This window comes from Bacillus pfraonensis (assembly GCF_050768835.1).
Lineage (GTDB): Bacteria > Bacillota > Bacilli > Bacillales > Bacillaceae_G > Bacillus_A > Bacillus_A pfraonensis.
This window is the reverse complement of record NZ_JAHCDO010000025.1, coordinates 41,368-55,463: the sequence shown is the minus strand read 5'-3', so window position 1 is coordinate 55,463 and position 14,096 is coordinate 41,368. Positions and strand designations below refer to the sequence as shown.

Below are 14,096 nucleotides of genomic sequence, written 5' to 3'. Positions count from 1 at the left end.
CCCGAGATAATACGTTATATTTTCTCATGATACGTAATACTTTTTTATGATTCATTACGATGTTAAATTGATCACGTAGACAAGCTGTAACCCGACGATATCCATACCGATATTTATGATGTTGACATATTTCTATTACGGTTTTTTCTTCATGATTAGTTACTGTTTTCTCCTGCGTTTTCCAACGATAATAAGTAGCACGTGAAATATTAAATATGGAACACAGTTCTGCAATTGTAAAAATTGATTGCCATTCCTTTATCATTTTCATTATTTCTTCTTTTCCTCCCACCTCCTTAAGATTTCTTGGCACTTTTCCAGCAATATAATCTTTGCCTTTAAATAACGTATTTCTAATTCTTTTTGTTCAAGTTCTGTTAACTTTTTTAAGCCTTTTCCATGTGCAGATTGTCTCCCAATAGATTGTTCAAACCGATAGGTTTCGCCTTCACGATACCATTTCATCCAAGTTTTAATTTGAGCCACATGTTTAATTCCTAAGGCATCCATAATTTCTTTATTTTTGAATCCTTGGTGTTTCATTTCAACTACTTTCCACTTTATTTCGGCAGGATAATGCGTCTTTTTCCCCATACGAAAAACACCTCCATTAAAATCATAACTGATACTTACGATTTAGAGAGGTGTTTTTTATCGTCTCATTCTCAGGGTTCACTCCATGCAGAAAGGATAGCGTTTTTTTATGCCTATTTTGATTTAAGACGAATTGTAAATCTTATTTGTTTTTCTATTATGCTTTGGGTGGAAGAACTAGTAATAAGGGAAAAGAAAAAACAAATTGAATATAAAGCTATAAATAATACAAGGTAATACTCAAGAACACATAAATATTCTTTTAGAAGTTTCATTTGTTAGAAAAGCGGAAGAAAGTCGCAACTTTATGAGGAAAAACCTTTTACACACTAGGTGGTGCTGCCTAAAAGTATGCTATGCTTGGTGCAAAAATTGTTTAATTGTAAAAAATCAAACTTGCTAGAGTTAGAAAAACATAATTTTTAGAATGTTTAGCGATTACTCCTTTCACTGAAAGTACAAAGTAATTTGTAGAGTTCATTAAATTAGGAATGGAGAGTAACACTTTCTATATCTTCACAACTTATGAGTACAAAATTAGTGGATGGTGGTGTTATTGAACTTTCTTCTTCTAATATAACTAGACAAATTCCGGGATGAAATTCATAAAGAGAAGCAGGGCCAATAATTTGTCCAGTTCTGGTTGTAATTGTAACTATAACTCCTGATGGCCAAATATTAAATAAAAAACAAGCTATACCTTTGCAATTTGCCATATTTTTCACCTAACCTTAAATTTGTTATTTGAATATGTGTTTTCTAAAGACACATATAGTCAATATATGTAGGGGGATATAAAATGTTTGGATTAAAGCAAACGTGGGTGACTTTTTTGAATTATAAGGAAAGAAAACCTTCGTAACCATCCGTCTTATGGTAGTGATTACTTGATGGGGGATACAATTTCGCCTTATTATTTCATGTGAAAATAAATGGTGTAATATTTTTGTTTATGAAAATATATATTTATAAATTATGGAAGATAATGAGTTGGAATGGTACATTAGAAGATTTAAATGAAGGAGGGAGAGTGTTGTTAGAGAGAACCGGTGTTTCAAAAAAGAAAGGCATTTTATTTGTGATGAATCCTATAGGTGGGGGAGTAGAATACTATCAAAATACGTATATTGAGGAGAATAAACATAAGTATAGAATGTATAAGCTGACGTTTAGAGCGGGAATTTTTCGTATAGAAGATATAAATCAGGAAATCCCTCTGTACGATGAGTTCGAGTTTCATAATTATGATGAAAATAGCTTCCGATTACTACTTAAGTCAATAAATATTGAGTTAATTTATATCAATCATCTTATTAAATTTCCTATATTTGAGTTTATAAAATTCGTTCAACATTCTGGAATTGATTATATTTATTTTATACATGATTTTTTTTGCATATGCCCTCTCGTTAATTTGATTAAAAGGAATGGTCCTTACTGCAATAATGAAACAGATGTGAATATATGTACGGCGTGTTTGAGTGGGGGAAGGGAAACAGATATTCAAACTTGGAGAAAAACATTTGAATCTTTTTTATCAAATGCTCAGAAGGTAATCGCTCCAAGCAACAGTACAAAAGAAATTGTAAAAAAACATTTCCCTAGCATTGCTATAGATGTACAGGAACATCCTTTATCTTCTAATATCCACTATACATATACCCCTGAATTTACAAGTGAAAAAAAGCTTAATGTCGCCTTCGTAGGAAATATACACAAAAATAAAGGATCACACATTTTATATAAACTTAAGATGGAAATTGAAAGGGGGAAGCTACCTTTTTGTATAAAGGTAATTGGGTTAACAGATAGGCATAAAAGAAGATTTGTCAGCCCTAGCGGACATTTTGTTGTAACAGGACCATATGATAGTAGGGAAATTTCTAATATTTTGGCAACACATAAAATAGCTATCGTTATAACTTCTTCTATATGTCCAGAGACATTTTCTTATACAACCAATGAGGCTATGTTTTCAGGGTATCCGGTTATTGCATTTGATATGGGAGCCCCAGCGGAGCAAATAAGAAAATATAAAGGGGGATGGATTCTAAAAGAAATTAGTAGTAGGAGTGTCTTGCAAGTATTACAAAAACTCTTCGTAAATCGCAATGAAATATTGGAGAAAGCAAGTAATCTATCGGTAGCTTGTCAAAATAAAGGGATTTTATAATCTTTTCATCAATGAAAAGAAGGGAAGGATTAAAATGGTAATTGTGACTCTTAAAGATCCGTAGAATAACTGCAGATAAAGAGTTGTGTAGAGGCTTTTTTAACCATATAAAATGAAAGAGGGACTAGTTGACAAAACATGACAATAGCCCCTGATAGAAAATGCTTCATAGGTAAAAAAATGGTGAAATTTATGTGGGAAATTTGATTAACAGAGACAGGAATTTTGTTTTTTCATTAAGAAGTTTTCCGTTAAATCAAATCCCAATTTACAGGTGTTCCCTTAACAACATCTTTTTTCACTTTCTTTCCTAGCAAAATAGGAAGGTATTTTGGTGCCAAACCATATCCAGGTCGAATGGCTTTTATATTCTCTGTTGTTAAAAGATCTCCAGCTTTCATATCTTGTGCAACATATAGAGAACGACGAAACTTTAATGAGCTTTTTTCCATCTCAGTCGGTCCATAATAAACCTTCCCTAGTGCCTGCCATGCTCGTTCTGTTTCCATAACAAGAGATTTTAGTTCGTCTGCTTCCATTGAAAACGCGGAGTCTACTCCTCCATCAGCCCTAGATAAAGTGAAATGTTTTTCAATTACAGTTGCTCCCAGTGCAACACTTGCGACTGCAGTACCTACTCCTAATGTATGATCTGATAAACCTACTTCACATTGGAATAATTCCCTCATATGAGGAATTGTATAAATATTAGTGTTTTCCGGGGAAGCAGGATACGTACTTGTACATTTCAACAAAATAAGGTCTTTACAGCCTGCTGATTTGGCAGCTTTGACAGTCTCATCTAATTCTGAAATTGTAGCCATACCGGTGGAGATAATAAGCGGTTTGCCAGTAGAGGCAGCTTTACAGATTAGAGGGATATCAGTATTTTCAAAAGAAGCAATTTTATAACAAGGAACATTTAGGGATTCTAGAAAATCAACTGCTGTTTCATCAAATGGGGTGCTAAATGGGGTTATACCTAGTTCTTTACATTTATTAAAAATCGGTTTATGCCATTCCCAAGGTGTGTAAGCTTGCTGATATAGTTTATAAAGCGTGTTTCCTTTCCATAAACTGTCTGCATCTTCTATTTTAAAATCTTTATTATCTATATCGAGTGTCATAGTATCAGCTGTATACGTTTGAATTTTTAGAGCATGTGCACCAGCTTTTGTTGCAGCTTCAACGATTTGTAATGCACGTTCCAATGACTGATTATGGTTTCCAGACATTTCGGCAATGATAAATGGTTGTTGATTACGACCTATTTTTCTTCCATTAATCTCAACATCTTTCATTCTATCTTCTCCTTTCTAACCGTTCATTTTTGCTTTACCTATTATATCTTTCACTGACGTATCCCATCCATCAGTAAGGAAATTCAAATACTTTTCTTTATCTTTTAATCTATGATAACTGCCGCCAGGAGGTTGTGGTTTCCTCATAACTTTTCCAGAACGAATTAACTCCCAATTCTTAATAAAAAGTTGTTCTATTTCTTGGCATAGTCTATCATAAGAGGTTTTTAGTGTATCATTTTCCTTGTAGGGAACTTTCAATTGAGCGATAATATCCCCTGTATCTAATCCGTTATCTATATAATGAATTGTAATCCCTTTAGGTGTATCTTCAAGAAAACTCCATAAATTGGGATCAGCCCCCTTATTCCAGGGAAGATAAGATATATGCAAGTTAATAATCTTGTTATTAAATTTCTCTATAATTGAAGGAGGAATTATATATCTATATCCATAGCTGACAATAAAATCAATATGAGTAAGAATAGGTGAGTGAATGTCTATTTTATCTTCATAGAAAACAACACTATCTCCATATGATTTAAGAAAACTGTACAAGTTATTACCTTTAGATCCTAATAATAGAATGTTCATAATATCTTCCTTAACATTTAATATAGTAAAATTTCCGATACTACACGTGTTTTCCCGAAAGCGTCTACCATTTCTAATGCTTTTTTAGAAGAGACCTCTAAATCAAAGTTTCCGCTCCTAACAATCTCAATGGAATTACAAATATCTTTCTCATAAATTTCATCTGATTTTCCAATATAAAAATCAATACCTAAATTTCCTACTGCTTTACATATTTCAATTTGATTATATGCCACTGAGATTAATAGTGCAGGTAACCCTAAACAATATCTTTCCCAAGTTGTCGAACCTCCAGCACATATTGCCAGATCTGCTTCATTCATTAATCGGGACATATAATCAATATTATAATGGAAGGTCATATTTGAATGTTTTTTGCATAAATTTTGGATGAAGTCTTTTTGAGGATTTGCTTGACCGACAACTACATGAATAAGAAGCTGTGTACAGTCTAGTGCTTCTAGAGCTTTGATTACTTTGGATGTTTCATTAGTGGGATCACTTCCACCAAAAAATATGAGTACTGTTTTAAGATTACCAGTTCTTTTTCTTACATTTTTCCGTTCCTTTAAAAATTCTGTCCTTAGCAGTGCATATTTGGGACCTAATAATTTTATACAATTTTTAGGGAGTAATTTTGTATATCTTTGGTCTATATTTGTATAATAATTTTGATCGAGCAGTACATCACACATATGTAATCTATCTGCTAAATCATCTATAACCATTATATATTGGGTGAATTCCTCCAATTTTTCTTCCCATTTTTTATCTAAAGCGTAATGGTCTACAATAAGCCAATCCACAGGAGAAATGTTCTGACTTATAATATTTATTGTTTGTTGTGCGTCTATTTCCCAACTAGTTTGAAGCCAGTGAGCATGAGCGGTATTACAATTATTATTCACTAGTTTCATTTTGGGTAACATATATACTGTGTATCTTTTAGATTTTATAAAGTTACACATATGGCCATTTAATTCCCTAGATATAAAAGCTACCTGATGTCCTAGATTTTTTAATTCCTTTGCTAAGGTTAAACATCGCATAACATGACCTGTTCCAATTTCTATAGAAGCATCTACTCGAATGAATATGTTCATCTGATTTACATACCTATCTTCTTTTGTTCTATATGACTATTAATATAAAACAAATCTGGTTCTTGTTTTAATAAATTTAAAATATCGCTGAAAGAAAACTGACTATTAACTGGATATAATCTGGTAATAATGTTTTTAATCAGAATAAAGTCTTCTTTCGTGTCGACAGTCCAGCGATGTTTACTTTCATCTAAGTCATGATGGACATTTAACAGTTTGAATTTCCCAGGGTTGTTATATATATAAGCAGTCACATGCTCACGATGTGAGGGCTCATTGGCTTCTTCATATGTTCGTTTTAAAATTCGATAGGGTATAACCTCTGTATCTAGTCCTCTCGGATACGTACGGGTTAGTGTATTAGAGATATAATCATATTTATTTTGCTGTTTTAAATAGCAATGAACTACTTTATCAATAATATTAGGATCGATAATGGGGCAATCTGAAGTTAATCGAACTACAACATCCACAGAAAAATTTGTTGCAGTTTCATAATAGCGTGATAATACATCATCTTCTGATCCACGATAATAAGGAACAGAAAGTTGCTTACAAAGCTCAATGATTGGATTATCATTGAGCTTTGTAGTAGTAGCTACAATAATTTGGTCAATTGTTTTTGCTTTTTTTACTCGTTCAATTTGATATTCTAATAGTGTTTTATCAAGAACTTTCTTCAGGATTTTTCCCGGAAGCCTAGTTGAGCCCATTCGAGCTTGAATAATAGCAGCAACTTTCATTTCATCACCTTTTTATTCATTTATTTTTTATAAAAATTTATTACTTTTTTAACTGCATGAATGACATCATTAGCGTCTTGTTCACTCATTTCTGAAAATAATGGTAGAGTAATGATACTTTCATATAATTTTTCAGCATGGGGGCAAATTCCTTTTTGATAACCTAATTTTTGATAGTAGGGTTGTAAATGAACCGGAATGTAGTGAACATTGACACCAATATTTTCTTGCTGTAACGCTTGAAAGATTTCTTTTCGGCCAACTTTCAGCATTGATAAATTTAACTGAATGATATACAAATGCCAACTTGAATCAACATGACTTAATTGTTTTGGCAGAATAATTTCTGGTAAATCTTTTAGCTCCGTATCATACATTGCTACATATTGTTTTCTTTTAGCAATAAAAGAATCTAATTTTTGCAGTTGTGATAATCCAAGAGCTGCTTGGATATCTGTCATCCGATAGTTATAGCCAAGAAATTGCATTTCATAGTACCAAGGACCATGATTCTCAGTTGAATTATTAGGATGACGGGTGATTCCATGTGTTCGAAACTGCAGAAGTTTTTGATAGTAGTCCTCATTATTTGTTGTAATGATTCCACCTTCGCCTGTTGTAATATGTTTGACGGGGTGAAAACTGAACATGGTCATATCGCTAATTGAACCAATTTTTTTCTTTTTGTAAGTAGCGCCTAATGCATGAGCTGCATCTTCGATTACTGTTAGATTATATTCTCGAGCAATTTTTGAAATTTCTTCAAGTTCAACGGGTTGTCCTGTAAAATGTACAGGTATAATTGCTTTTGTTTTATTTGTAATCTTATCTTTTATTAAATTAGGATCAATGTTGTAAGTATCGGAGTTTATATCTGTAAATACCGGCACGCCACCTTGATAAAGGACACAGTTAGAACTGGCAGCGAATGTCATCGATGTGGTGATAACTTCATCATCAGTGGAGATTCCCGCTGCAAAGCAAGCTCCATGCAAGGCGGCTGTTCCACTTGAAAATGCTACGGCATATTTGGCACCTACATATGCTGCCATTTGATCTTCAAATTGTTTTATTGTTGGGCCGGTTGTAATAAAATCACTTTTTAAAATGTTTATTACGGCTTGGATATCACCTTCATCTATGGATTGCTTACCGTATGGCAAATAATGATCTCGTACGGGTTTTCCTCCATGAAGCGCTAAAAGATGTTTCATGATTATTAATACTCCCTTATAGATTGTTTTCATTCATTTTAGTTATTCTGTTATCTTATTCATTAATGAATCTTTTTAACTCTTCCTTTGTTAACCAATGATCATTTTTGTCGCTTGCATAACTAAAACCTTCTGGAAGCGGTTTGCCTTCACCTATATTTGCTTTATCCCACCAATTGAATTCTGGTTGAATGATATAGTAATTTTCAAATTCTAAAGTATGACGAGCATCGTCTTCAGTTATCATGGCCTCATGAAGTTTCTCCCCTGGACGGATCCCTATAAACTCAATTTTACATTTAGGTGCAATTACTTTTGCCAAGTCTGTTACTTTCATGCTAGGGATTTTAGGAATGAAAATTTCTCCGCCCTTCATTCGCTGAAGGTTATCAAGAACAAATTGCACGCCTTGATCAAGTGTTATCCAAAATCGGGTCATACGTTTATCTGTAATAGGGATCTTCCCAGTATTTTTTATACTTTTAAAAAATGGCACTACACTGCCTCTGCTGCCTACTACATTTCCGTAACGTACAACTGAAAATCTTGTATTCTTGCTCCCTACATAAGCATTTGCTGCCACAAAAAGTTTATCTGATGCTAATTTTGTTGCACCGTATAAGTTAATTGGAGAAGCAGCTTTATCTGTACTTAAAGCAATGACACGTTGCACTCCACAATCTATAGCAGCTTCAATGATATTCTGAGCACCATAGATATTTGTTTTAATAGCTTCAAACGGATTGTACTCACATGCACCTACATGCTTCAGAGCAGCTGCATGAACTACAATATCAACCCCAGCAAATGCCCGGTATAAACGAGCTTTATCACGTACATCCCCAATAAAAAAACGAATACGCGAATCGGTATACTCTTGAGCCATTTCGTATTGCTTCAACTCATCACGACTAAAAACAATGATCTTGTTTACACCAAGTTCCAGGGCTTTTTTTATAAATCTTTTTCCGAAAGAGCCTGTTCCACCAGTAACTAAAATTGTTTTTCCTGTTAAATCCATTTTATTCACATCCTTTTTTATTGAATACATTTTCTCTATCTATTACTATGAATATTTCGTGGAAACGTTTGGGTATCATCTCCATATTTCCTTATAGTTTTATCGAAATAGTAAATAAGCCTAGATTGTAATTTACTTGTAATTGTGCCTTACCGTTTTTTTATTTTATGGTTCAGGAATGATAAATCTGTTTAATAGCTTTTTTATATTATGGAAATGCTAGAAATCAAAATCTTCGTTTTTAGATATAAGTGGTACCCCAAAATTTTCTAATCTAAAAGTGTTACATGTTCATAAGCTGTTCAAGCACATAGAGGGGATTATGTCTTTAATATAGAGCATAATGCACCATCTTTTTTCAAGATAGGCTGTGTAACTATACAAAAAACAAAACAAAACATAGCATGATAAAAGTAAAAGCCTAAGTTCGATTTCTATTGTTTGATTGCATAGTTTATATCACTAATTAGTAATGAATAAAAACATCGATCGTGTATAATTAGTCGATTATAAAACTCAAATAATAATAATGTATCTTCATTAATAAAAAACATTTAATTCAATGAACTTGAAATAGGCGTTAAATAGTGCTATTAAATAATTTGCAAAAAAGTATATATATCTTTTAATTTTAATAGTTAAATATTTTCGTTTTTTGAATTGTAGAATGAATTATATAAGCGAGGGTGAACAATGTGTTGCAAGGATTTTTAAATTTCAAAGGGCAGGAAATGATAAAGACAAAGGATTTGTTTAGAAATGTTAAAAATAATTTCACTTATGAGTTTTGGATAAAGCCTCAAAAGGAACTTAACTTAAATTGGGAATCGGCTGAAGGAAAGTATAGTATTTCCGGTCAAAGGTTCATTATTAGCCCGGGGAAATCTGCCATTGAGCAAAAAGATGAATCGGGTACGGGAATATCAGTTGGAACGAATGGGGTAACAGTATATGAACTTAGTGGCAATGATGCATTTGCTCTACTCATATATAAAAGAAAAATAGACGATTGGACTCATATAGCTATTGTTTATGAAAACAATACTCCAAACTTATATGTGAATGGAAGTTTTGTAAAAAAAGGATTAAAAAGTGCAAAGAGTAATATCTTTGCATCAGGAAATATTGGAGGATGTGAAGTATACGGATATTTTGAAGGACAAGTAAATCATTTGAGAATTTGGGATTATTCAAAAAACGAAAGAGAGATTAAGTCCCATATGGATAAATATTTAAAGGGTGGCGAACAAGGATTGATTTTAAATTTGAACTACGAAAAGCCAACAGATATCCAATCTATTTCGAACATAAGCGAAGAAGCTGATGAACCATCTTTTTTAAATGATTCTATTCTTGATCAATTTAGTTTAGAAACATTTGATGAAATAAATTATGTTGAATATAAGAATAACTTACCTCAAGATACTGAAGTAGATGTGATTATACCAATATATAATGGTTATGAATTTACGAAGAGATGTATTGAAAGCATATATGATAATGCAGATCTTCAATTTAATTTATTTTTAATTAATGATGCTAGTACAGATGAACGAATATATCATTTTTTGGAGAATTTGAAATCAAACAAATCACCTCAAAATTTAAAAAAGTTAGTGGTTATACACAATAATAAAAACCTGGGATACGTACAGAGTATTAATAAAGGATTACTTTTAACAATGAATCACCCCATTTTATTAAATAGTGATACAGAAATTCCCCCTCATTGTTTTCGGCGTTTAATTAACCCTATTCTAGTAAATAATAAAATCTCATCAGTTACTCCTTTCTCAAATAGTGCTACGATTTGTTCCTATCCAAATTTTCTTCAAGATAATGAATTACCGTACGATATGAATACAAATGAAGTCGATTCATATTTTTCAAAATATATCATTAACAAAGGGATAGTAATTCCAACAGGTGTAGGCTTCTGCATGGCATTAAATAGAAATGTTATTCATGATATCGGAATCTTTGATGATGAGGTTTTTGGCAAAGGATATGGCGAGGAAAACGATTGGTGCATGAGAGCTCAGCATAAAGGATATCAAAATATATTGATCCCAAATGTGTTCATTTATCATAAACATGGTGTCAGTTTTAATCAAATAGATGGCAGTAAACAAGAGTTAATGTCAAGTAATTTGAAAAAATTACTTAACCGATACCCCAATTATAATAAAAGAATACAAGAATTTATAAGGCGCGATCCAATGAAAAATATAAGAGAATTTATGAAAAGTGTAATGGTCGCCGATAAATATTCTTCTAAAAAGGGCAGATTATTTATCGACCATGGCTTAGGTGGTGGTGCCTCAATCTATCAAGCTAACCATATAAAAAAATTAGAAGATGATGAGAGGATATACACACTAATACCTAGGACAGATTATTTAATTTTAACTGATCATAATCATTCTGAACCAATACATTATCATCTTAAACTAAATAAACTAAATGAAATGAATTTTAAAAAATTATTAAATGCTTTAAGAATTGATCTCATTTTTATTAATCATTTATTTAAGTATCCAATTGCAAAGATGTTCAGTTTAATACAACACTCACTGGTGGATTATTGTTTTTTTGTTCATGATTTTTATTGTATTTGCCCAAGTTATAATTTAATTAACTATGAAAAGAAATATTGTAATGCTGAAACGAATCCAGAAATCTGTCAGGGGTGTATTGCAAAATTATATCCAAAAGAAACGATTAACATTGAAGATTGGAGAAAAGCGTTTCATTCTTTTTTGATAGGGGCCAAAAAGGTGATAACACCTAGCTATAACACGAAAGAAATTCTTTTGAAATATTATAAAGATATCCAGATAGAAGTAATAGAACATTCCATTGATTCAAAAATAGCATACACTTTTAATAAGGATTTTCTAAATAAACAAGATTTAAATATTGCTTTTGTAGGAGCCATTGATTATCCAAAAGGATCAAGTATTATATATGAGCTAAAGGATTTAATTATTAAAGAAAATTTACCAATAAACATAAAGGTAATTGGGATAACAAATATTCACTTTCATCCACACAAAAGTGTTGAAGGTAAGTTTGAAGTAACAGGAAGATATGAAGTTGATGATTTATCAGAAATATTAGCTGAAAAAGAAATAGCATTGGTGATTACTCCCTCAGTTTGTCCTGAAACGTATTCCTATACAACAAGTGAAGCGATGTTATCGGGATATCCCATTATTACATTTAATCTAGGTGCTCCTGCTGAACGAGTGAAAAGATACCAAGGTGGATGGATTATTGATAATGTAACTAGTACTGAAATATTAAGCTTATTAAAAAGATTATTAAAAAACAGAGAAGAAATTAATGAGAAAGCAACAAATTTAAAAAATTTTCAAGAAAGGAATGAATGATAGTAAATATTAATGGATTCAGTAGGTTTATTCCATTATTTGTGGGCAGTAAGACCCCACCTCAAAATTCCGAAAAAGCAAAGAAATTAAGTGTGAGCTGCCCGTAAAAGCCTGATTGGTGAGGGCCAGTAAACAGTAAGGGATGAAGGAGGCCTTCGTTAATTAAAGGTTCATCTATAAGAAAAAATACTATTCGCTACTAAAGGCAAGATTATTTTTGATTGAAACAATAAGAAGGGGTGATGTTTATGTCGCAAAAGTTTCTTTACTTGCCAATCGAATCAAAAACAAGGGAATTCGACGCAAAATTACTCTTAACCTATTATGCAATTAAAGAGAATTATCGGATTGTTCTAGGAACACATACGCCTATTCTCGCTCATTTGGAGTTATTACCTAAGGGGATTATTTGTTCAAAGGGAACTCCTTATGGTGATGCAAGGAAAGAATATATGGATCATGCATACAAACTAGGCTATTCTATCGTTGAATTAGATGAAGAAGAAGGATTATTCCTTAATAGCAATAATTATAGCCGTCTTGGAAAAGATGATAAGTATGTCAAAATACTTGAGCATGTTTATTGCTGGGGAGATGCTCATAAAGAAATCGTTACAAATACTTTTCCTGAATTTAAGCAGAAATTTCATTTAACTGGTCATCCGCGTTTCGATCTACTCAAGAAAAAGTTCCGAGGTTTATATAGTGATGAAGTTAAAATGATTGAACAAAAGTTTGGTGATTTTATTTTAGTAAATACAAGATTTACTCAATATAATCACTTTCTAAGAGGATTTAATCCTAATGAACGTTATATAAAGAAGGTATATGAACATTTTATCCAATTAATTAAAGAATTAAGTGGGAAATATCCAAATCTTAATATTGTTGTTCGTCCTCATATTCATGAAAATGTAGAGAGTTATCGAAAAGAATTGTCGAATTATAAAAATGTATTTGTGGCCCATGATGGTAATGTTGTGATGTGGATTTTAGCTTCAAAAGTTGTAATACACAATCGTTGTACGACAGGCATTGAAGCTTTGTTACTTGATAAACCAGTCATTGCTTATATGCCAATTGATTATGAAAGAGAGAAAAAATATTTACCTAATGCGGTTACCTATAAATCAGTGAATAGTAGTGAAGTATTCAACTTAATCGATTTTTGTTTATCTAAAGGAGAAAAAGGTGAAGGAAAAAAAATTCTATCCAAAAATTATTATGGGGCTATGGATGAAGAAAACTATGCGTATAAGAATATTATTAGTTTATTAGACAAAATCAATTCAACAGGTGAAAGTTCCATCCAGGAGTCTTCAGTAAGAGCGCTCTCTACAATAAAAGGGGATCATACGTTAACTTCAGAAGAAGAAATAAAAAGTTTCTTCAAAAAACTGGATTTAATAGAAATAAATAAAAATGAAGTGAGTGTTCGAACATTAGCTCCTGATTTATTTGAAATAACAGCTAATAAAAGTTGAGCCCTTGCTTTCTGTGAGACTTAATGTAACTTCCTTAGTTAGATAAAAACCCTTGTTACCAAGGGTTTTTATTGTTTTATAGAATAAAGAATGAACGTTTATAAAGCGTGTGTTTTTTATAATAAATCAACCTATACAGCATTTTGTTTTGAAGTCGTTGTTATGAAGAAATTTACTATTGTTACTTCACTGAGTTTTCTTCAAAAGTATTTTAGCAGTTTAAGGTTTCCGAGAAAAGAATAAAAAAATTTTATTCATTCGGTGTCACGTGCGTAGCAAGAAACGTATTTATGAAAAGATGAAGAATAAAAATGAGCCTTAAAGAATTGTATTAATACTGCAAAGAATTTCCATTGGTACACTATGGGATTTGAGGGTAGAGACAGAAGGGTACCTTTGGATGCATGGATATTTTTCTGCTCTTACTTAAAACATCAGGCTATGTTCTAGACTTTTATAGAGGGAAAGGAGCAACCT

General features: G+C 32.0%; 12 protein-coding genes. 3 read left to right on the top strand and 9 right to left on the bottom strand.

Annotated elements, in window-relative coordinates; translation table 11 throughout:
• The 3 genes from KFD70_RS21750 to KFD70_RS21740 form a co-directional block, all read right to left on the bottom strand.
• The coding region (locus tag KFD70_RS21750) for an IS3 family transposase (protein WP_431613337.1) at window positions 1–271 on the bottom strand (271 nt) is incomplete at its 3' end.
• Window positions 271–594 (bottom strand): transposase, encoded by a 324-nt coding sequence (locus tag KFD70_RS21745; RefSeq protein WP_065703575.1) that lies wholly within the window; start codon window positions 592–594, stop codon window positions 271–273. The genes KFD70_RS21745 and KFD70_RS21750, both read right to left, overlap by 1 nt.
• Before the next feature lie 485 nt (window positions 595–1,079).
• Window positions 1,080–1,310, bottom strand: coding sequence for a CGEA protein (locus KFD70_RS21740; protein WP_431613336.1), 231 nt, complete (start codon window positions 1,308–1,310; stop codon window positions 1,080–1,082).
• Window positions 1,311–1,546: 236 nt separating this feature from the next.
• Here KFD70_RS21740 and KFD70_RS21735 point away from each other — a divergent pair, with 236 nt between their 5' ends.
• Window positions 1,547–2,767, top strand: a complete 1,221-nt coding sequence (locus KFD70_RS21735) for a glycosyltransferase (protein WP_431613335.1) — start codon at window positions 1,547–1,549, stop codon at window positions 2,765–2,767.
• A gap of 251 nt (window positions 2,768–3,018) precedes the next feature.
• On the opposite strand, the gene pseI is transcribed toward KFD70_RS21735, so the two are convergent.
• The 6 genes from pseI to pseB are packed head-to-tail and all read right to left on the bottom strand — an operon-like array spanning window position 3,019 to window position 8,743.
• A complete protein-coding gene (gene pseI / locus KFD70_RS21730) occupies window positions 3,019–4,068 on the bottom strand; it encodes a pseudaminic acid synthase (protein WP_431613334.1) in 1,050 nt (349 codons plus the stop codon).
• A 15-nt stretch (window positions 4,069–4,083) separates the two neighbouring features.
• Window positions 4,084–4,662 carry a formyl transferase gene (locus tag KFD70_RS21725; protein WP_431613333.1) on the bottom strand — a complete coding sequence of 193 codons (579 nt, stop codon included), beginning with the start codon at window positions 4,660–4,662 and terminating at the stop codon, window positions 4,084–4,086.
• Between the two features lie 17 nt (window positions 4,663–4,679).
• Window positions 4,680–5,765 carry a UDP-2,4-diacetamido-2,4,6-trideoxy-beta-L-altropyranose hydrolase gene (pseG, locus tag KFD70_RS21720; RefSeq protein WP_431613332.1) on the bottom strand — a complete coding sequence of 362 codons (1,086 nt, stop codon included), beginning with the start codon at window positions 5,763–5,765 and terminating at the stop codon, window positions 4,680–4,682.
• Between the two features lie 5 nt (window positions 5,766–5,770).
• Entirely contained in the window at window positions 5,771–6,508 is a 738-nt protein-coding gene (locus tag KFD70_RS21715) for a cytidylyltransferase domain-containing protein (protein ID WP_431613331.1), read from the bottom strand.
• Window positions 6,509–6,528: 20 nt separating this feature from the next.
• Entirely contained in the window at window positions 6,529–7,722 is a 1,194-nt protein-coding gene (gene pseC, locus KFD70_RS21710) for a UDP-4-amino-4,6-dideoxy-N-acetyl-beta-L-altrosamine transaminase (RefSeq protein ID WP_431613330.1), read from the bottom strand.
• Between the two features lie 55 nt (window positions 7,723–7,777).
• Window positions 7,778–8,743 (bottom strand): UDP-N-acetylglucosamine 4,6-dehydratase (inverting), encoded by a 966-nt coding sequence (gene pseB / locus KFD70_RS21705; RefSeq protein ID WP_336453952.1) that lies wholly within the window; start codon window positions 8,741–8,743, stop codon window positions 7,778–7,780.
• A gap of 695 nt (window positions 8,744–9,438) precedes the next feature.
• Between pseB and KFD70_RS21700 the strand changes: the two genes are divergently transcribed.
• Together KFD70_RS21700 and KFD70_RS21695 are read left to right on the top strand one after the other, a co-directional pair.
• On the top strand, window positions 9,439–12,135 hold the full coding sequence (locus KFD70_RS21700) for a glycosyltransferase (RefSeq protein WP_431613329.1): 2,697 nt from the start codon (window positions 9,439–9,441) through the stop codon (window positions 12,133–12,135).
• Between the two features lie 248 nt (window positions 12,136–12,383).
• Window positions 12,384–13,619, top strand: a complete 1,236-nt coding sequence (locus KFD70_RS21695) for a surface carbohydrate biosynthesis protein (RefSeq protein ID WP_336453954.1) — start codon at window positions 12,384–12,386, stop codon at window positions 13,617–13,619.
• Window positions 13,620–14,096: the final 477 nt, after the last annotated feature.